This is a genomic window from Oceaniglobus sp. K40-3 (genome assembly GCF_055808395.1).
This window is the reverse complement of record NZ_CM147868.1, coordinates 2,117,570-2,137,660: the sequence shown is the minus strand read 5'-3', so window position 1 is coordinate 2,137,660 and position 20,091 is coordinate 2,117,570. Positions and strand designations below refer to the sequence as shown.

14 protein-coding genes and 5 pseudogenes are annotated in these 20,091 nt (G+C 61.5%); 6 read left to right on the top strand and 13 right to left on the bottom strand.

Annotated elements, in window-relative coordinates; translation table 11 throughout:
• Positions 1 to 3: 3 nt before the first annotated feature.
• Positions 4 to 2,037 (bottom strand): annotated as a pseudogene (locus AC0L7P_RS11085) (ComEC/Rec2 family competence protein).
• A gap of 76 nt (positions 2,038 to 2,113) precedes the next feature.
• On the opposite strand from AC0L7P_RS11085, the pseudogene gltX reads away from it, so the two are divergent.
• A pseudogene (gene gltX / locus AC0L7P_RS11080) lies at positions 2,114 to 3,524 on the top strand (glutamate--tRNA ligase).
• A 96-nt stretch (positions 3,525 to 3,620) separates the two neighbouring features.
• Positions 3,621 to 4,916, top strand: coding sequence for a citrate synthase (gene gltA / locus AC0L7P_RS11075; protein ID WP_473432843.1), 1,296 nt, complete (start codon positions 3,621 to 3,623; stop codon positions 4,914 to 4,916).
• Between the two features lie 44 nt (positions 4,917 to 4,960).
• Here the strand turns inward: gltA and AC0L7P_RS11070 are convergent, their stop codons facing one another.
• From AC0L7P_RS11070 to AC0L7P_RS11030, 9 genes and pseudogenes are all read right to left on the bottom strand, one after another.
• Positions 4,961 to 5,737 carry an enoyl-CoA hydratase-related protein gene (locus AC0L7P_RS11070; protein ID WP_473432842.1) on the bottom strand — a complete coding sequence of 259 codons (777 nt, stop codon included), beginning with the start codon at positions 5,735 to 5,737 and terminating at the stop codon, positions 4,961 to 4,963.
• A 73-nt stretch (positions 5,738 to 5,810) separates the two neighbouring features.
• Entirely contained in the window at positions 5,811 to 6,257 is a 447-nt protein-coding gene (locus AC0L7P_RS11065; RefSeq protein ID WP_473432841.1) for a cytochrome c-type biogenesis protein, read from the bottom strand.
• A pseudogene (locus AC0L7P_RS11060) lies at positions 6,254 to 8,220 on the bottom strand (heme lyase CcmF/NrfE family subunit). The gene AC0L7P_RS11065 and the pseudogene AC0L7P_RS11060 overlap by 4 nt, the downstream one beginning before the upstream one ends.
• 89 nt (positions 8,221 to 8,309) lie before the next feature.
• Positions 8,310 to 8,516, bottom strand: a complete 207-nt coding sequence (locus AC0L7P_RS11055; RefSeq protein WP_473432840.1) for a pseudouridine synthase — start codon at positions 8,514 to 8,516, stop codon at positions 8,310 to 8,312.
• On the bottom strand, positions 8,509 to 9,120 hold the full coding sequence (locus AC0L7P_RS11050) for a holin family protein (protein ID WP_473432839.1): 612 nt from the start codon (positions 9,118 to 9,120) through the stop codon (positions 8,509 to 8,511). Before AC0L7P_RS11050 ends, AC0L7P_RS11055 begins: the two co-directional genes overlap by 8 nt.
• Positions 9,111 to 9,722, bottom strand: a complete 612-nt coding sequence (locus tag AC0L7P_RS11045) for a holin-associated N-acetylmuramidase (protein ID WP_473432838.1) — start codon at positions 9,720 to 9,722, stop codon at positions 9,111 to 9,113. The genes AC0L7P_RS11050 and AC0L7P_RS11045 overlap by 10 nt, the downstream gene beginning before the upstream one ends.
• Positions 9,723 to 9,788: 66 nt before the next feature.
• Positions 9,789 to 10,232, bottom strand: a complete 444-nt coding sequence (gene ccmE / locus AC0L7P_RS11040) for a cytochrome c maturation protein CcmE (protein ID WP_473432837.1) — start codon at positions 10,230 to 10,232, stop codon at positions 9,789 to 9,791.
• A gap of 92 nt (positions 10,233 to 10,324) precedes the next feature.
• Positions 10,325 to 11,137 (bottom strand): glutamate racemase, encoded by an 813-nt coding sequence (locus tag AC0L7P_RS11035; RefSeq protein WP_473432836.1) that lies wholly within the window; start codon positions 11,135 to 11,137, stop codon positions 10,325 to 10,327.
• 126 nt (positions 11,138 to 11,263) lie between these two features.
• A pseudogene (locus AC0L7P_RS11030) lies at positions 11,264 to 14,670 on the bottom strand (indolepyruvate ferredoxin oxidoreductase family protein).
• A 160-nt stretch (positions 14,671 to 14,830) separates the two neighbouring features.
• On the opposite strand from AC0L7P_RS11030, the pseudogene AC0L7P_RS11025 reads away from it, so the two are divergent.
• The 4 genes and pseudogenes from AC0L7P_RS11025 to grxD all read left to right on the top strand — a co-directional run bounded on the left by AC0L7P_RS11025 (position 14,831) and on the right by grxD (position 18,983).
• Positions 14,831 to 15,746, top strand: a pseudogene (locus AC0L7P_RS11025) (LysR family transcriptional regulator).
• Between the two features lie 264 nt (positions 15,747 to 16,010).
• Positions 16,011 to 18,170 (top strand): phosphoribosylformylglycinamidine synthase subunit PurL, encoded by a 2,160-nt coding sequence (purL, locus tag AC0L7P_RS11020; RefSeq protein WP_473432835.1) that lies wholly within the window; start codon positions 16,011 to 16,013, stop codon positions 18,168 to 18,170.
• A gap of 77 nt (positions 18,171 to 18,247) precedes the next feature.
• Positions 18,248 to 18,496, top strand: coding sequence for a BolA/IbaG family iron-sulfur metabolism protein (locus tag AC0L7P_RS11015; protein WP_473432834.1), 249 nt, complete (start codon positions 18,248 to 18,250; stop codon positions 18,494 to 18,496).
• 127 nt (positions 18,497 to 18,623) lie between these two features.
• A complete protein-coding gene (gene grxD, locus AC0L7P_RS11010; RefSeq protein ID WP_473432833.1) occupies positions 18,624 to 18,983 on the top strand; it encodes a Grx4 family monothiol glutaredoxin in 360 nt (119 codons plus the stop codon).
• Between the two features lie 21 nt (positions 18,984 to 19,004).
• On the opposite strand, the gene AC0L7P_RS11005 is transcribed toward grxD, so the two are convergent.
• The 3 genes from AC0L7P_RS11005 to AC0L7P_RS10995 are packed head-to-tail and all read right to left on the bottom strand — an operon-like array spanning position 19,005 to position 20,054.
• Positions 19,005 to 19,337, bottom strand: coding sequence for an MliC family protein (locus AC0L7P_RS11005; protein ID WP_473432832.1), 333 nt, complete (start codon positions 19,335 to 19,337; stop codon positions 19,005 to 19,007).
• Entirely contained in the window at positions 19,334 to 19,747 is a 414-nt protein-coding gene (locus AC0L7P_RS11000) for a cell division protein ZapA (RefSeq protein ID WP_473432831.1), read from the bottom strand. Before AC0L7P_RS11000 ends, AC0L7P_RS11005 begins: the two co-directional genes overlap by 4 nt.
• Positions 19,740 to 20,054 carry a hypothetical protein gene (locus AC0L7P_RS10995; RefSeq protein WP_473432830.1) on the bottom strand — a complete coding sequence of 105 codons (315 nt, stop codon included), beginning with the start codon at positions 20,052 to 20,054 and terminating at the stop codon, positions 19,740 to 19,742. The genes AC0L7P_RS11000 and AC0L7P_RS10995 overlap by 8 nt, the downstream gene beginning before the upstream one ends.
• Positions 20,055 to 20,091 lie beyond the last annotated feature (37 nt).

The following is a 20,091-nucleotide window of genomic DNA, read 5'->3' as shown; positions in this document are numbered from 1 at the left end:
CCGTCAATGCGTGTTCCACAAACGCGCTCCGGCAGCCGCCCGCGCGCTGACGAACCGCAGGCCGTTGGGCGTGGTGTAAACACTTAAACCGCCAGATTGGCGCAAGGCATTCCGGTCATACAAAGTGCATCCCTCTGGTGCGGTTTCTTCTGCGTCAGCCGAGAGAAAAACCAACGAGGCGGCAGTGCAACCTTCGGCTATCCGTGATTTTGCACCGCGCCCCGACAGATGGGCAACCGTTACACCCGCCAAGTCAAACGACACCACCGCCCCAACCCTGCGCAGCCCGGCGCGCGCTGCGGCACGTTCCTGATCCGGATGATCCCCATCGTTTTCCAACCAACTGAGCGCTACAAACCCCTCTCCCCGGGGTTTGTTCAGGGTTCGCCCGTCCTTTGTCATGACGCCAATCAACCCGCCGCTGTCAGACACCAGTAACGCCGGACGATCCGCCACCCCCCAGAGAACAAACGCCAGCACCACAGGCGCAAATCCTAACAAACGCGCCCGCCCCTGCCATAATGCGACCCATAACATTCCCAAGGCAAACACCGGAATAACCCACGGCCCGGGCGTGATGATACGCCCGACAGCGCCATCCTGCGCCGCTGTCCAACGGGCCACCCCCAAGATCCAGCGGATCGCCGGTTCCATCAGCGCGAGCCCGACGCCATAGCCCCCGAATGGGGCCAGACAGGCTGCCAACACCGCCCCCGGCATCACCACAAGCCCCATGAGCGGCACCGACAAGAGATTGGCCAACAGCCCGTAATGGGCGATCATGTTGAAGTGCGCCGCGGCAATGGGCGCTGTCGCCGCCCCCGCCACCGCCGAAGACAGAACCGTGGCCACCACAGGCACCGCCCATCGCGGCACGCGGTCAGCATTGAAATCGCGCAGGGCACGGAACACGGCGACCAATGCGATCGTGGCCGCAAATGACATTTGAAATCCCGGCTGGGTCAGGCTTTCGGGGCGCAAAAGCAAAACGATGATTGCCGCGACGGCCACCGCGCGCAGGGTCAACGCGCGCCGCTCCAACAGGATGGCCACAAACATGACTGCGACCATGATAAAGGCCCGCTGCGTGGCGACATTGCCCCCCGATAGCCCCAGATAGACCGCCCCGACAGCAAGCGCCCCCAACGCCGCAATCTTTTTCACCGGCCAGCCAAGGCCAACCCCCGGCACCGCTACCATGATCAGACGCAACGCGCCAAAAACAAAGCTGGTCAGCAGCCCCATATGCAGCCCGGAAATGGCCAGCAAATGGGCAAGGTTCGATTGTCGGAGCGCGCTCAGCGCGTCACGGGACATGGCCGAACGATCCCCGGTGATGACCGCAGCGGCAAAGGCACCCGGTTCGCCCGGCAACCGCGCGCGCACCTCGGCAGAGATTCCCGCGCGCCATCGGGCGAGGCTGAATCCCCCGGCATTGCCGCCAGCGCAATTAGCGGGGTCTGGGCATATCCGACGGCGCCAAGCCCCTGAAACCAGGACATTCTCTGGAAATCAAAACCGCCCGCCTCGACCGGGCCGGCGGGGGGGACAGATGGGCCGTCAGCCCCACGCGTTTGCCAATCATTGGAGGGGTTCCGGGGCTGTTCCCCAAGGACACCCGCAAATGCCAGGGCATGCGCGCAGGCCGCATATCGCGCAACACCACCTGGTCAAGCGTAAGACGAACCCGATCACTGGCCGACCGGTCGATACGGATAATCCGCCCTTCGACCGGGCCGTAATACCGAAAGCCAAGCACGGGTTCCGCCACCAGATGCGCACGCGCCCCGGCCAGAAGAAAGCCAAGCACCATCAGCAACACCGCCATCAACAGCGGCTTTGCCATCAGGCCCTGACGCAGCGAATAAATTGACACACACAGGGCAAACCCCGCAAGAACGCACCAAAGCCAAGGGGCGGTTCGGACAAAAGCGCAAAATAGCCCCCGATCCCGATGCCAAGACAAACCGGCACCCAGGGGAACAGCGCGCCGCGCTGCCGGTCGATCACGGCGCGCAGGCTCGTCACCGGTGCCACCCTTGTTTCCCTTTCCCTGATTGTTTAAACCCTCACGAACTCTATCCCCCAACTGGTTTCAAGAAGGTTAACGCGCATGTCCACGCCCGCGTCCGACACCCCCGTCGTCACCCGTTTCGCGCCCTCGCCCACCGGTTTTCTGCACATCGGCGGTGCGCGCACGGCCTTGTTCAACTGGCTTTATGCCCGGGGACGTGGCGGGAAATTCCTGCTGCGGATCGAAGATACCGACATCGCCCGTTCGACCCCCGAAGCGACCAAAGCGATCCTGACCGGCCTGCGCTGGATGGGTCTGGATTGGGACGGCGACGCGATCAGCCAGTCGGCCAACGCGCCGCGCCACGCCGAGGTGGCCCTGCAAATGCTGACCAAGGGCGCGGCGTATAAGTGTTTCTCGACCCAAGAGGAAATCGCCGCTTTCCGCGAAACCGCGCGGGCCGAGGGCCGCTCGACTTTGTTTCGGCTCGCCCTGGCGCGATGTTGCCCCCGCCGACCACCCCAATTTGCCCTTTGCGATCCGGGTCAAGGCCCCGCTTGAGGGCACCACGGTGATCGAGGACCGGGTGCAGGGCGATGTGACGATCCGCAATGATCAGCTCGATGACATGATTTGTTTACGATCCGATGGTACACCCACCTATATGCTGGCTGTCGTGGTCGATGATCACGATATGGGCGTCACCCATGTGATCCGGGGCGACGACCATTTGAACAACGCGGCGCGCCAGATGCTGGTGTATAATGCCATGGGGTGGGATGTGCCGGTCTGGGCGCATATTCCGCTGATTCACGGAGAGGACGGAAAGAAGCTGAGCAAACGGCACGGTGCCCTTGGGGTGCATGAATATGAGGCGCTGGGATACCCCGATACGGCCATGCGCAACTATCTCGCGCGGTTGGGCTGGTCCCATGGGGATGATGAGTTTTTCACCGATTCCCAGGCCCTGGATTGGTTCGATCTGGATGGAATCGGCAAGGCACCTGCCCGGCTGGATTTCAAGAAACTGGCACATCTGACCGGACAGCATATCGCGGCCATGGACAATGCTGCATTGGTTACAGGAATTGTTGGTTACCTCGCGGCAGCCGGTCTTCCTGCCCTGTCTGACGCGCGGATCGCGGCGTTGGAAAAGGCGATGCCGCACCTCAAGGAACGCGCGAAGTCTTACCCGGAACTCCTTGAAAAGGCGCACTTCTGCCTGATTGATCGCCCGGTGCAGCCCGATGAAAAATCAGCCAAGGCGCTGGATTCCGTATCCCGTGGTATGCTGGCCCAATTGACGCCGCACCTGCAAAATGCTAGCTGGACCCGGGACAGTCTGGAAGCCGCAGCAGCCACTGTTGCCGAAGCAAATGGCGTCGGGCTGGGCAAACTGGCAGCGCCGGTTCGGGCTGCACTCGCCGGTCGCACAGCGACCCCCAGTGTATTTGATATGATGCTGACGCTCGGGCGCGACGAAACGCTCGCCCGGCTTGGCGATGTTTGAGTGATCTGGCCGGCCCCACCACTCGGGGCCAGGCTCTCTTGAAATAAACCCGGGACCACGCCCACAGCGCGGTCATCCGAACAGGAAGGAACCGCAATGGCCGACACACAGAAATCTGCCAGCCTGACGATCGATGGTAAAACCTATGACCTGCCGATCCATTCGCCCACCGCCGGGCCCGATGTGATCGACATTCGCAAACTCTATGCCCAGGCCGACGTTTTCACCTATGATCCGGGCTTTACCTCGACCGCGGCCTGCGACAGCGAAATCACCTTTATCGACGGCGACAAGGGCATCTTGCTGCACCGTGGTTATCCGATTGATCAGCTTGCCGAAAAATCGCATTTTCTCGAAGTGTGCTATCTCCTGCTTTATGGTGAACTGCCCACGGCCGATCAGATCGAGGATTTCGAAGATCGCGTGACCAATCACACGATGATTCACGAACAGATGCATTATTTTTTCCGGGGTTTCCGGCGCGATGCGCACCCCATGGCAACCATGGTTGGCGTTGTCGGGGCCATGTCGGCGTTTTATCACGACAGCACCGATATTTCCGACCCCTGGCAGCGTGAGGTCGCCTCGATCCGCCTGATTGCCAAGATGCCGACGATTGCGGCCATGGCCTATAAATATTCCATCGGACAGCCGTTTGTTTATCCGCGTAACGATCTGGATTACGCCTCGAACTTCCTGCGCATGTGTTTCAGCGTGCCGAGCGAGGAATATCAGGTAAATCCGATCCTCAGCCGCGCGATGGACCGGGTGTTCACCCTGCATGCCGATCACGAACAGAACGCCAGCACCTCGACCGTGCGTCTGGCGTCTTCCTCCGGGGCCAATCCGTTTGCCTGCATCGCGGCCGGTATCGCCTGTCTCTGGGGGCCTGCCCACGGTGGCGCCAATCAGGCCTGTCTGGAAATGCTGCGCGAAATCGGCACGCCCGACCGCATCCCCGAATTCATCGAACGGGCGAAGGACAAGAACGATCCGTTCCGCCTGATGGGCTTTGGTCACCGGGTCTATAAAAACTTCGATCCCCGCGCCAAGGTGATGAAACAATCCGCCGACGAGGTGCTGGAGCTGCTGGGGATCGAAAACAACCCGACCCTGCAAGTCGCCAAGGAATTGGAGCGCGTGGCGCTGGAAGATCCTTATTTCAAAGAGAAAAAGCTTTATCCCAACGTGGATTTCTATTCCGGGATCATCCTTGACGCCATGGGCTTTCCCACCTCGATGTTCACCCCGATCTTTGCCCTGGCGCGCACGGTCGGCTGGATTTCCCAGTGGAAAGAACAAATCAGTGATCCGCAATTGAAAATCGGCCGCCCACGCCAGCTGTATCAGGGCGTGACCATGCGCGATTACGTCGACGTCGAGAACCGCTGACCCAAGACCCCGCGCGCCCGAACGCGCGGGGGATTACACGATTCTCAGCGCCCCTCGTATCGTGCGGGGCGCTTTTCAAGGAAGGCCAGAACGCCCTCTTTGAAATCAAACGACTGCCCACAATCACCCTGCAACCGAGCCTCGACCGCAAGCTGTTCGTCCAGCGTATGGTCAAAACTTTCGCGGATCGCCTTTTTCACATGGCCATAGGCCCGCGTCGGCCCCTGTGCCAGCTTGGCCGCCCGGCCCTGCCAATGTTCGGCGAAATCGACGTCGGGCACCGCTTCCCAGATCATCCCCCAATCGGCGGCCTGCCGGGCGCTGATCGGCTCGGCAAACAGGGCCGCGCCCATGGCCTTGGCTGCACCCATCTGACGGGGCAACCAATAGGTGCCACCGGCATCGGGGATCAGGCCGATCCGTGTAAACGCCTGAAGAAACACAGCACTTTCCGTTGCGATCACCACATCGCAGGCCAGCGCCAGATTGGCCCCCGCCCCCGCCGCCGGGCCGTTGACGGCGGCGATGGTGGGAATGGTGCAATCGAAAATTGCCTTGAGCATCGGCACATATTCGTCGCGCAGGGTCCGCTCCAGGTCCATGTTGGCCGCATTGGCCCCATCGCCCAGATCCTGCCCTGAGCAAAACGCGCGCCCCTGCCCCGTCATCACCAGCACCCGCGCCTCTTTTTCGGCGGCCTTGACCGCGTGCAGGATTTCGGCACGCATCTGGGTGTTCAGGGCGTTCATCACCTCGGGGCGGCGCAGGGTAAGCACCGCCATGTTGTCGCGCATCGACAGGCGGATTGTCTGGTATTGCATCGGCTGTTCCTTTGATCTGGGCCTGGGGCACAGCATGGCTGAACAGATCGGTTCACAAAAGGGAAACGCTGGGTTACGAGCCGATAATCCGGTCAAGCTCGGCCTGTTCCGCCGTCGACAACCCCGCCTGTGCCACCTCGGGGCGGCGGCTGCGCAGGTAAATCAAGGCGATGCCCCCGGCCAGCAACAGCATGGCAGGCCCCGCCAGCCACAGAATCAGGGTCGAACCACTGGCAGGCGGATCAAGCAGCACATATTCACCGTACCGATCCACGATATAGGCAACCGCCTGTTCATCGGTATCCCCCGCCGCCACCCGTTCGCGCACCAAAAGGCGCAGATCGCGAGCCAGATCGGCGTCGCTGGCATCAATGGGTTCGTTGCGACACACCAGACAGCGCAGGCCCTTTGAAATCTCGCGGGCGCGATGCTCCAGCACCGGATCAGCCAGCATTTCATCGGGTTCAACCGCCAGAGCGGGCAGCGTCCACAAACACAGGAAAAGGACAAGCCACCTCATTCGGCGGGCACCGCGCCGCGCGTCCGGCGCGCCCCTGCCGCCACCCGGTGGCGCCGGTCGCTGAGACTCAGCGCGCCGCCAAAGGCCATGATGATACAGCCCATCCAGATCCAGTTGGCAAAGGGTTTCACAAAGGTCCGCACAGTCCAGCCGCCGCCATCCTGCGGATCGCCGATCACCACATACAGATCACGGAAGATACCGTTGTGAATCGCCGCCTCGGTGGTGGGCATCCGCGCCACAGGATAAAGCCGCTTTTCCGGGGTCAGACGAATGGTTCGCCCGCCTTTTTCAAGATCGAGAACACCCATGGTGGTGAAATAATTCGGCCCGCGCCCCTTTTGCACATCCTGAAGGGTCACGTTATATCCGGCAACCTCAAAGGTTTCGCCGATATGTGCCACGCGAATATCCTCGGTCTGCCAGGCGGTCATGGCACAGATGCCAAACATGGTGATGCCGAAACCGCCATGGGCCACGGATTTGCCCCAGTCGGCCCGGGGCAGCCGCGTCAGACGGCCCAGACGCGACATGACATTGCCCCGTCCGCCCCGCAGCCACAGATCGGCCATCACGCCAAGGCAGATCCACAGCGCCAGAACGAGCGCCACAGGGGCCAGAAAACTGCGCCCCGTCTGCATCGTCCAAACCAGCGCGCCCAAGGCAAGGCTCAGCGCCAGGGCGCCCCAAAGCGGGCGCACCACCCGCCCGATCCGCGCCCGTTTCCACGGCATCAGCGCCCCAAGCGGCAGGATCGCGGCCAGCGCTACCATGAAAGGGCTGAACGCCGCGTTAAAGAACGGCGCCCCAACCGAAAGTTTGCGGTCAAAGAACAGCTCGGCAATCAGCGGCCAGAGGGTGCCGATAAACACCACGAAACAAGCCACGGTCAGCAACACATTGTTGGCCACCAACGCGGTTTCGCGGCTGACGGTGGAAAACACGCCCTTGGCCTCCATCGCGCCAGCCCGCGCCGCGAACAGTGTCAGCGCGCCGCCCATGAAAAACCCGAGGATCAGCAGGATATAAACGCCCCGCTCGGGATCATTGGCAAAGGCATGAACCGAGGTCAGAACCCCCGAACGGACGATGAATGTGCCGATCAGGGAAAACCCAAAGGCCAGGATCGCCAGAAGGATCGTCCAGCTTTTCAACGCCTCGCGCTTTTCCACAACGATGGCGGAATGCAACAGCGCGGCGGCGATCAGCCAGGGCATGAAGCTGGCGTTTTCAACCGGATCCCAGAACCAGAACCCGCCCCAGCCCAATTCGTAATAGGCCCACCAAGACCCAAGCGCGATGCCGATGGTCAGAAAAATCCATGCGGCCAGCGTCCAGGGGCGCACCCAACGGCCCCATGCGGCATCGACGCGCCCCTCCAGCAGGGCGGCGATGGCGAAACTGAAGGTCATGCTTAACCCGACATAGCCAAGATAAAGAAACGGCGGGTGAAACGCCAAACCCGGATCCTGCAACAGCGGATTCAGATCCTGCCCGTCAAAGGGGGCGTTGCAAGGCGCAGAAACGGGTTTGAGGTGAGCAACAGAAAGGCAAGGAACGCGACACCGATCGCGCCCTGCACCGCCAACACCCGCGCGCGCAGCGAGGTGGGCAAATTGCCGCCGAACCACGCCGCACTGGCCCCGAAAACCGACAGGATCAAACACCAGAGCAGCAGCGACCCTTCGTGATTGCCCCAAACCCCGGCGAATTTATACAGCAGCGGTTTAAGGGTGTGCGAATTTTCGACCACCAGCAACACCGAGAAATCCGAGGTGACAAAGGCATAGGTCAGCGCGCCAAAGGAAAAGGCGATCAACAACGCCTGCACCTTGGCCGCAGGTTCGGCCGCCGCCATCCACCCGGGCCACCCCTTGTGCGCGCCGATCAACGGCACGAATGTTTGCACAATGGCCACCATCAGGGCCAGGATCAGGGTGAAATGTCCGAGTTCAACAATCATGGCGCGACGTTACTCTGCCGCGCGCGCCGCGCCAATGGCCCCCGACGCAAAAGTGACCGCGCCGGGGATGGCGGTTTGACGCAGCCGGGCTAAAGCAGGCCGAACCCGCCTTTCAGGGTAAAGGCCAATACCCCCATGACGATGCCGCCAATGATCAGCCGCACCAGCCATTTCAGCAGATCCTCGATGGCGCCCAGCCGCTTTTCCACGTTCAGGCGATGCACCTCATCCACCGCATTTCGGGTTTCGCTCGCAATCAGCCGCGCCTCGACGGTCTGACGCCACAGCTCATCCATGCCCGGCCCGCCAGTCATCAAGCGCGGCGTTGCCCGAAGCGGCGCGCGGGGCCGGATCGGCGGACGCGGCGGTTTCGGGCCATGGGTTAACAGGGGGGCGGTGCGATGGAACTGGCTCAACTCTCGGCTCCTTTGTGGGGGGCGCGGCGGGGCGCAGGGTGTCCAGCGCCTCGCTCACCTGTGGCGCACGGGCCAGGCTGGCGGCAATACTGCGTTGAAATGCCTGTCCTTTCGCCTGATGGCGCGCGCCGAAGTAAAACGAAACGATGGCGCCCAACAGCCACCACAAGGGCTCGGGGATCAAGGCAAGACCCACCATGCGCCGGGAAAACCACACCGGATCAACCATGGCCGCCACGAACATCCCAAGGGTGCCAAAGGCCAGCGCCGGACGGGGCAACCTGTTCAGCCCGTCGACAAACCGATCAAACCGGCCACAGGGCACCTGTGCCGATTCCGCGGCGAATTGCGCCAGCGCGGCAGTACTCAGCGTACTCTGGCGCTGCCCGGCCGCTTCGGCGTTTTCGCGAAACACCTCGGCCGTGCGCGCGACGACATTGCCGTTGCCAAACAACAGCCCCAACACGCGTTCAATCATCCCCATGATGCCACCCGTTGTGCATGTTCCGCCGCGCTCAGATGATAGCGCGGCGAGATGAACTGTTCCGCCCGGGTGATCCATCCGCCCTTGCCGCCATCCCGGCGCCTTGCATATTTGCGTGACGCCGGGCGTTTATCGGCCAGCGCGTAGTAATAATTGCGCCGCGCGATTCCATAGGCGTCGGCGAAATGGCCCGGTGCCGCCGCCTCGGCCACTTGTGCCGCTGCGATGGTTTGCGGCCCGATCTGGCCATCCACGGCCACCCGCACCCCCATGTCGCACAGCAGGTGTTGCAGGATCTTCACCGCGTTGGCCCCGGCGTTCACATACATGTCGAACACGCTGGGCTGGATGACCTCGGGCAAATCCCCGATTCCCGGTTCGTCAAAATAATGGCGCACGAAAATATCGCGCGCCTGCTCCAGGGTCAGTCGTTTCACGTCGGCGGCACTGACCCGGCCATCACCGGTCAGATCAACCCCAAGCCGTTGCAGGGTGGCCAGCGTCACCCCGTATTTCGTGGCGCCGCCCGGATCGTCGGGGTCGTTCACATAGCCGCCCTCGCGGGCGACAATTTCATCGGCGATTGCCTGAACCGAAACCATTCCGCATCCTTTTCACAGCATGAACGTCGCCGTGAGGGTGCGTAGAATTGGTTAAACTTGCGGAACCTAACCGTTCGGCGCCTCGTAAACGCCCTGTTCCTTCAGCGCGTCTATCACTTCTTTCGGCATGTATGTTTCATCATGTTTTGCAAGTATTTCCGATGCTTGAAAGACACCGTTGATGTAACGTCCCGTACCAACCATGCCCTGACCCTCACCAAACAGATCGGGCAGAACCCCGGTATATGACACCGGCACCGTGGCCGCGCCGTCGGTCACGGCAAAGGTGATCGTTTCCCCCTGACCGCGCTGCAAGGTGCCATCGGCCACCAGCCCGCCAATGCGAAACACTTCGCCCGGCGTGGGCGGTTCAGCCATCACCTGTGCAGGCGAGCGGAAAAAGTTGATCCCGTCGCGCATGGCATAGCCGATCAACCCGGTGGACAGCGCCAACGCCACCACCGCAACGACAATCACCTGAATCCGGCGCTTTTTCTTCAGCCCACGCATGGCACGATCCTTATACAAACCCCGACGAAACGGAGGCGTTTTTCAGGTAACACCGGGCAAAAAACGGCAACCCTGCGCCGCATAATACAGGATCAGGCCGATTGAAACGTGATCTGACGTCGCAGGAACTGCGTAGCCTTGTCCGACACCCGCCCCGGCTCGCCCGTGGTCAAAAAGGCCGATTCCGCGCCGCTGCCCACCATGGCGGGGTGGCGTTGCAGGTAATCCGCCAGGCTTTCGGCCACCAGATTGGCCTGCGAATACACCTCGACATTTGGCCCCAGTGCCGCCTGAAACACATCTTCCATCAGCGGATAATGGGTACAGCCCAGAATCGCTGCCTGAGGTTCGGGCATCTTGCGGCGCAGGGCATCAACGTGACTGCGCACCAGCGCCTCGGCCAAAATCAGATCGCCTTCCTCGATGGCATCCACCACCCCGCCACAGGCCTGCGCCTCGACATCCACGCCGATGGCGCGAAAGGCCAACTCGCGCTGAAAGGCACGGCTGCGCACGGTGGCCGGCGTGGCAAACAGCGCCACGTGTTTTACCGCCACTTCGCGGGGCGGTGAATTATCGCCCCAACGCCGTTCGGTCAGGGCCTCGATCAGCGGAACAAACACGCCCAAAACCCGCTTGTCCGGCGGAATCCAGCTTTCCTGCATCCGCCGCAGGGCCGCGGCACTGGCGGTATTGCACGCCAGAACCACCAGATCACAGCCCGCATCAAACAGCCGCCGAGTGGCAGCGGTGGTCAGGTCGTACACATCCTGTGAATCGCGCACACCATAAGGCGCATGGGCGTTGTCGCCCAGATAGACAAACGGCACCTCGGGCAACCGACGCGCCACCGCATCCAGCACGGTCAAACCGCCCAGACCTGAATCGAAAATCCCGACTGCCATGTCAGACCTTGTATCTAGCCACGAATTCAAACCCGCAGGGCGCGCCCGCGGGCCTGTCACTCTGGGCATAGGTCTGTGCGCGCAGGAAGTCCATCACCGCTTTGCCATCGCGCCCAAACGCTCGCCCTATTCCGCCGCCTTTGCCATCCCGTCGCCCCCCGACCGGATCACCGCCAATATTTCCTCGCGCCGTTTGGCCGCCTTTTGTTCATTGGCCTGTTTGACCGGTCCGTATCCTCTGATCTGCAACGGAAGTTCAGCCAGCGCCACCACCGCATCGCGGGTTGCATCGTTCAGCAAGGGCAGCACCTCGGCCATATCCGTTTCATACTGGCGGATCAGGGCGCGTTCCATGCGCCGTTCTTCGGTGCGGCCAAACGGATCAAACCACGTGCCGCGCAGCATCTTGAATCGCGCCAACAGGGGAAAGGCGCGTTCGATCCACGGCCCGAAGGTGCGTTTGACAGGGCGGCCATCGGCGCCCATCCGGGTCATGATCGGGGGGCAAGGTGAAAGGTCAGTTTCAGATCGCCCTCAAACTCTGCCTCGGCCTTTTTGCGGCTGTCTTTCAGCAATCGAGCCACTTCGTATTCGTCTTTATAACTCAACAGCTTGTGATAGCCTTTTGAAGCTGCCTCACGCACCTTTTGATCCGCAATCCCTTCGACCAACTTGCGATAACGATTGGCCAATCCCTGCCCCTGATACCCAATCAGGTGATCGGCACGAAAGGCGATACGTTCTTCGGTGCTTTTTGGCAGGGCGACAACCTTTGGCGTAAGAATATCCTGCACCTTCTGTGGGTTAAGCGCCGCCCACCGGCCGAGTTCAAACGCACGGCGGTTGCGATCAACGGCGGCCCGGTTCAGTTCGATCGCCGTATCAATCGCGTCAAAGCTCAACGGGATAAACCCCATCTGCCAGGCGGCGCCAAACACCATCATGTTGGAATAGATGGAATCGCCCAGCAATGCCTTGGAAAGTTCCGTTGCATCAAAGAGTTGCAAGCGATCCTTCAAGCGCGCCTCTAACGCCAGCGCCAGCCGGTCACCGGGAATGCGGAACTCGGTATCGCGGGTGAAATCGCCGGTGATAATCTCGTGGCTGTTCACCACGCCACCCGTCACCCCCGGTTTCATCAACCCAATGGTTTTGGCCCCCGCCGACACCACCAGATCACCACCGATCAAGGCGTCACATTCCCCCGTCGCCACCCGTATCGCGCTGATATCGCCGGGGGAATCCGCCAGACGGCAATGAATATGCACCGCGCCGCCCTTTTGCGCCAGCCCGGCCATTTCCATCATGCCCACGCCTTTGCCATCCAGATGCGCCGCCATGGCCATGATCGCGCCGATGGTCACCACCCCGGTGCCGCCCACGCCGGTGATCACCACGTTATGGGTGCCGGTGATCGTGGGCAGATCGGGCATCGGCAGGGTGCCGGCATCGACATTCGCCGTCGCCTCGGCGCGCGGCTTGCCGCCGGAAATTGTGAGGAACGACGGGCAAAACCCTGCAACACAAGAAAAATCCTTGTTGCATGAAGATTGATCAATCGCCCGTTTGCGCCCCAGTTCCGTTTCCACCGGCACCAGAGACACACAGTTGCTTTGCACCCCGCAATCGCCACAGCCTTCGCAGACATCGGTATCAATAAACACCCGTTTATCCGGGTCGGGGAATTGCCCGCGCTTGCGACGGCGGCGTTTTTCGGCGGCGCAGGTCTGGATATAGATCAGAACGCTGACGCCGTCCTTTTCGGCCAGCGCCTTTTGCACCCTGGGCAGTTCATCGCGCTCGGCAATCTCGATTCCCTTGGGAAAGGCCGACAGATCAACGTCTTCCTTGGGGTCATAGACCACGGAAACATTGCGCACGCCCATGGCCAGAACTTCACGCGCGATCTGTTCGGCGGTCAGGCCGCCATCGTTGCGCTGGCCGCCGGTCATCGCCACGGCATCGTTATAAAGAATTTTATAGGTGATCCGCGTCCCCGCCATCAGGGCAAACCGGATCGCCTGCACCCCCGAGTGGTTATAGGTGCCGTCCCCAAGGTTCTGGAACACATGGTCGCGCTTGGAAAACGGTGCCTCGCCAACCCAATTCACGCCTTCGCCGCCCATATGGGTAAATCCGGTGGTTTCCCGGTCCATCCACTGCACCATGAAATGACAGCCGATCCCGGCATACCCCCGGCTGCCGTCGGGCACCTTGGTGCTGGAGTTGTGAGGGCAGCCAGAACAGAAATAGGGCAAGCGCGCCGCGATTTCAGGCGCATTGTCGGCCTTGCGCGCCCCATCCAGCCGCGCCAGCGCCCCTTCCAGGGCATCGGTGCGCCGCCCTTCGTCGATCAGGATTTTGCCCAGTTTTTCGGCAATCATCACCGGATCAAGGGCAAAGCGCGTCGGAAACAATTCCGGCCCGTGGGTGGTGCCCATGCGCCAGCCCCAGACGCGCCGCCCCTGCCGATCATCAAAGATCGCTTCCTTGATCTGCACCTCAAGCAGCTTGCGCTTTTCCTCGACCACCACGATCAGATCAAGGCCACTGGCCCAGTCGTGAAACGAATCCATGTCCAGCGGAAAGGTCTGCCCGACCTTATAGGCGGTGATGCCCAGCCGCTCGCATTCGCCATCATCCAGCCCCAGCAGGCTGAGAGCGTGGGTCAGATCAAGCCAGTTCTTGCCTGCCGCCACAAACCCGATCGTGGCGCCCGGTTTGCCGATCATGCGGCGGTCAATCCCGTTGGCCTTGGCGAACGCCTCGGCGGCAAAACGTTTGTGGTCGATGATCCGCGCCTCCTGCGGGATCCAGTGATCGCCAAGGCGAATGTTCAACCCGCCTTCGGGCATGTCGAATTCGGGCATCACGAACGACATCCGGTCAGGCCGCCCGTCGATCACGCTTGTTACCTCAACCGTGTCCTTCATCAGCTTCAGCCCGGCCCAAAGCCCGGAAAACCGCGACAAAGCATAGCCATAGAGGCCGTAATCTAGAATTTCCTGCACCCCCGCCGGCGACAACACGGGCATATAGGCATCGACCATGGCCCAGTCGCTTTGATGGCAGACGGTGCTGCTTTCGCCGGTGTGATCGTCGCCCATGGCCATCAACACGCCGCCATGGGTGGATGACCCGGCCATGTTGGCATGGCGCATCACATCGCCCGACCGATCCACCCCCGGCCCTTTGCCATACCACAGCCCGAACACCCCATCGAACCGGCCCTCGCCGCGCAGTTCGGCCTGTTGGGTGCCCCAAAGGGCGGTGGCGGCCAGATCTTCGTTCAGGCCCGGCTGAAACCGCACATCGGATTTGGTCAGAACCTTACCCGCCTGCCCCATCACAATATCGACCGCCCCAAGGGGCGATCCACGATACCCGGTGACATAGCCAGCGGTGTTCAGCCCCGCCGCCCGGTCGCGTGCCTTTTGCATCAGCATCAGCCGCACCAGCGCCTGCGTGCCGTTCAAAAGAACCTGACCCTTTTCCAGATCATATCTGTCGTGAAGCGAAACATCCTGCCGCATATCCAGCCCTCCCTGCCGTCAATCCTGCACATTCCCAGTATAGGTCAAAAAACCTGACCTACAAAATCAAATCGCGTCATGTTACCGTTTGCTTTACACGGTAGGCGACAAGTAACAGGTGACAAGTCGTTAGCGCTGTCGACGACGGATTGAGGGTAATATGGACTGGGACAAGCTCAGAATATTTCACGCGGTGGCCGAAGCGGGCAGCCTGACCCATGCCGGCGATTCGCTGCACCTGTCGCAATCGGCGGTATCCCGCCAGATCAGGGCACTGGAAGAATCGCTGAACACCACCCTGTTTCACCGCCATGCCCGGGGGCTGATTCTCACCGAACAGGGCGAATTGCTCCATGATGCGACACGCGCCATGGCCCGACGGCTTGATACAGCCGCAGCCCGGATAAAGGACAGCGAAGAGGAAGTGTTCGGTGAACTGCGCGTCACCACCACAACCGGATTCTGGCTCGCTCTGGCTCGCGCCGCGTCTGCCGGCGCTTTATGCCAAGTATCCAGACCTCAAGATCGACCTGATTCTTGATGAACATGTGCTTGATTTGCCCATGCGCGAGGCCGATCTGGCCATCCGCATGAAAGAGCCAAGCCAGGCCGATCTGATCCGCAAACGCCTGTTTACCGTGCGCATGCGCCTTTATGCCTCGCCCGATTATCTTGCTGCGAACGGCACCCCCACCCGGCAGGAAGACCTCGGCACGCACCGCCTGATCTGCCAGAATGCCAGTTCGGCGCAGGTCACGGCGGGGGCCATGATGGTGCAAAAACTGATGACCCACGACATCCCGTCCCTGTTGACCGTGAACAATTATTTCGGCGTCTTGCAGGGTGTGCTGAGCGGGCTTGGCATCGGGGTGCTGCCCGATTACGTGATTCAGGATTTCCCGCGCATGGTGCGCGTCCTGCCCGATTTCGAAAGCGCCGAAGTGCCCGTTTTCCTTGCCTATCCCGAAGAGCTGCGCCAATCGCGGCGCATTCACGCTTTTCGTGATTTCGTGGTCGACGAACTGGCAAGCCACCGCCAGCGGGTCAAGGAACAGGCAGAAATGCCCGAGCCATAGGCCGTTATGCACCATGTGCATAGCCGCATTGCAGCAATTCCCCCGGTTTCTTCTTGAAACGCTGCATCGGCAGGCATAGGTGCCTCTTCAGAAGGCAGCAGCGGCGCTTGCGCCCACTGGCTTCTACCTCCCTGTTGGACTTGGCCGAGCCTTTGTGCTCGGCCTTTTTTTTGCGCAAACACCCCCGCACCCTCTCAGGCCCGGTCGGCCCTTTCCCCCTGCGCGCCACGGTCTAAAAGGTGCCAACGCCCCGGGGAGACGAACATGCAAGAACCAGCCATCACCGAAGATCTGATTGCGGCCCATGGGCTGAACGGCGAAGAATACGCCCGCCTCCTCGACATCATCGGCCGTGAACCGACATTCACCGAGTTGGGCATTTTTTCCGCCATGTGGAACGAACATTGTTCCTATAAGTCGTCAAAGAAATGGTTGCGCACCCTGCCCACCACCGGCCCACAGGTGATCTGCGGTCCCGGTGAAAATGCCGGTGTGGTGGATATCGGTGACGGTCAGGCCGTGGTGTTCAAGATGGAAAGCCACAACCACCCCTCGTATATCGAACCCTATCAGGGTGCCGCCACCGGTGTAGGCGGCATTCTGCGCGATGTGTTCACCATGGGCGCGCGCCCCATTGCCGCGATGAATTCGCTGTCGTTCGGCACGCCGGATCACCCCAAGACCCGGACCTTGGTGCATGGTGTGGTGGCGGGCGTTGGCGGCTATGGCAACTGCTTTGGTGTGCCCACTGTGGGCGGCGAGGTGCGCTTTGATGCCGCCTATAACGGCAATTGTCTGGTCAATGCCTTTGCCGCCGGTCTGGCCGATACCGATGCGATCTTTTATTCCGCCGCCTCGGGCGTCGGGATGCCGGTGGTGTATCTGGGCGCGAAAACCGGGCGCGATGGCGTGGGCGGTGCCACCATGGCCAGCGCCGAATTCGACGACACGATCGAGGAAAAGCGCCCCACGGTGCAGGTGGGCGATCCGTTTACCGAAAAGCGCCTGATGGAAGCCACGCTGGAGCTGATGGCGACGGGCGCCGTGATTTCAATTCAGGATATGGGCGCGGCGGGCCTTACCTGCTCTGCCGTTGAAATGGGCGACAAGGGCAACCTTGGGGTGCGGCTGGACCTTGAAAAGGTGCCGGTGCGTGAAAGCCACATGACCGCCTATGAAATGATGCTGAGCGAATCTCAGGAACGGATGCTGATGGTGCTGAGGCCCGAGCTGGAGGCCAAGGCAAAGGCGGTGTTCGACAAATGGGATCTGGATTTCGCCATCGTCGGTGAAACCATCGCCGAAGACCGGTTCCTGATCCTGCTGAATGGCGAGGTGAAGGCCGATCTGCCGCTCAAGGCCCTGTCGGGCACCGCGCCGGAATATGAACGCCCGTGGGTGGCAACGCCCCCTGCCGAACCGTTCACCGAAACCCTAGACATTGACCCGATGGAGGGGCTGCGCGCACTGATCACCTCGGCGAACTACGGCGCCAAACAATGGGTTTATGAACAATACGACACGCAGGTCATGGCCGACACCGCCCGCGCGCCGGGCCTTGGGGCGGGCATCGTCCGGGTTCACGGCACCGAAAAGATGCTGGCGTTCACTTCGGATGTCACGCCGCGTTACGTCAAGGCAAACCCCGAATTGGGCGGCAAACAGGCCGTAGCCGAGGCATACCGCAACCTGATCGCCGTGGGCGCCCGGCCCCTGGCCACCACCGACAACCTGAATTTCGGCAACCCCGAAAAGCCGGAAATCATGGGTCAGCTTGTCTGCGCCATCAAAGGCATCGGTGCGGCCTGTTCCGCCCTTGATATGCCCATCGTGTCGGGCAATGTGTCGCTTTACAATGAAACCGACGGCACCGGCATTCTGCCCACCCCCACCATCGGCGCGGTCGGGTTGATCGAAAATGCCGACCAACTGATCGCGGGGCGCCCCGCTGACGGGGATTATGCCATCCTGATCGGCGCCACCGAAGGCCACCTTGGGCAATCCGCCCTGTTGGCTGAAATGTTTGCCCGCTGCGAAGGCGACGCGCCCCCGGTCGATCTGGACGCCGAAAAGGCCAACGCCACCTTTGTGCAACGCAACCGCGAATGGATCACCGCCGCAACCGATCTGTCGGACGGCGGCCTTGCCCTTGCCGCGTTTGAAATGGCCGAAGGCGCAGGCATCGGCCTGACGCTGGACAGCAGCGATCCGGCGTTCCTGTTCGGCGAGGATCAGGCCCGCTACCTGATCGCCTGCACCTTTGATGCAGCCGAGGCGCTGATGCATTATGCGCACGGTGCCGGGGTTCCCATTGCCACGGTGGGCCGGTTTGGCGGTGAAGATGTGCAATTGGGCGGTTCAACCACCCCCCTTGCCACCCTGTCACAGCTTTACCGCAGCAGCTTTGCCACCGCGGTGGGCTGATCCCCCGCGACACCTTCAACCTTGAAGCGCCCGCCCACGCGCCATAGATTGCAAACGACCAGGCAAAGGAGCCCACCATGGCAATGCAGGCCCAGGACATCGAAGCCCTGATCCGCGAGAGTTTTCCGCAGGCAAAGATCACCATCACCGACCTGCGCGGCGACGGCAACCATTACGCCGCCGAGGTGGTGGATGCCTCATTCGCAGGCATGAACCGTGTACAGCAACAGCGTGCCGTCTATGCCGCGCTCAAGGGCAAGATGGACGGCTCCAGCGGTGAATTGCACGCGCTGGCGCTGACCACCAAGGCCCCGGGCACCGCGTGAACACGCTTTTCACCGAAGGCTGGCCGTTGTTTGCGGCAATCGGCCTTGTCGTACTGATAACCTATGGCGCGCTTCGCCCCCATCTCAAGGGCGCCTCACGTCGTGATCGCAAAAAGGACAAACCAGAATGAGCGCTGAAGAACAAATCAAACAAACCGTGACCGCCAACGATGTTGTGCTGTTCATGAAAGGCACCAAGGAAATGCCCCAATGCGGCTTTTCCAGCCGCGTGGCCGGTGTGCTGAATTTCATGGGCGTGGATTACGCCGATGTGAATGTGCTGGCCGATGAAGGGGTGCGTCAGGGCATCAAGGATTATTCCGACTGGCCGACGATCCCACAGCTTTACGTCAAGGGCGAATTCGTTGGCGGCTGTGACATCATCACCGAAATGACGCTATCGGGTGAACTCGACACGTTGTTCTCGGAAAACGGTGTGACGTTCGACAAGGACGCCGCCGACAAGATCCGCGAAGCCAACGGCTGAGCGTAGCAATCGCGCCGCCGGTCATTCTTCGGCGGCGCGGCACCCCGACAGAATCGTGGTGCCTTTTACACCCCCGTGGCCCAAAAGCGCCTCGTCCCCCTTGGTAAACCAGATATATCCCTCGTCCTGCCCCACCTCGGCATAGAGCACGCCCGACCCGGACCGCGCACGTTCCAGCGCGACCAACCGGCCCTCGATGGGCATGATCGCCAGATCGGTATCGTCGCCACCGGTGACATAGGCCGCCGAAAGCGTGGCATCCCGTTCACAATGGTAAACCACAACCGAAACATCAGCCTGCGCGGTTCCGCCCAGCAGCGTCAGGGCAAGGGCAATCTGTGCTGTGCGGATCATGCGGTTGCCCGTTCTTCGGCATCGTCGGCAATGGCTTCGGCGCGGGCGGCCAGTTCGGCCATGGTTTCCACCACCGACGCCGGAATCACCGGCACCTCGACCCGCTCGGCCTCGGGGGGCGCGTTGCGCAAGGCCTCGGTCTGGGCCTGTGCTTCGGCAAGTTGCGCCTGAAGGCTGGCGATCGTCTGTTCGTTGGCGCGCACCTGTTCTTCCATGCCCGCCGTCTTGTCGGCCAGCATCAGCCCCGACATCAGCAACATGCGCCCCTCGGGCAGCCGCCCGATCTGGCCCACCAGCACGGCGGCCTCGGCATCCAGGGTGCGCGCGGCGGATTGCAGGTAGTGTTCCTCGCCTTCCTGACAGGCGACATCAAAGGTACGGCCACCGATATTGATCTTGATCTCAGGCACGGGCGCTCTCCTCGACGATGGGTTGCAGTTCGGCCAGGATTTCCGCCATTTCGGCGCGCTCGGCCTCGCGTTCGGCGCGCAGGTCGGACAGTTCGCGGCGCAGGGCCTCGGTGTCGTCATCACCATCGCTGTTTGCCGCGTCCTTTTGCAGGGCGGCGTTTTCTTCCTCAAGGGCCGCAACCCGGTTTTGCGCCGCGGTCAGATTGGTTTCCAGTTCCGCCACCCTGGTATCCTGCCGTTCCTTGATCGCGCGCACCCGTTCCTCCAATTGCGCTGTCACCGCGCGTTCGGATTCAAGATCGGCCATCAGCTCGGACGCGGGGGGCAGCTTTGCCGCCTCCTCC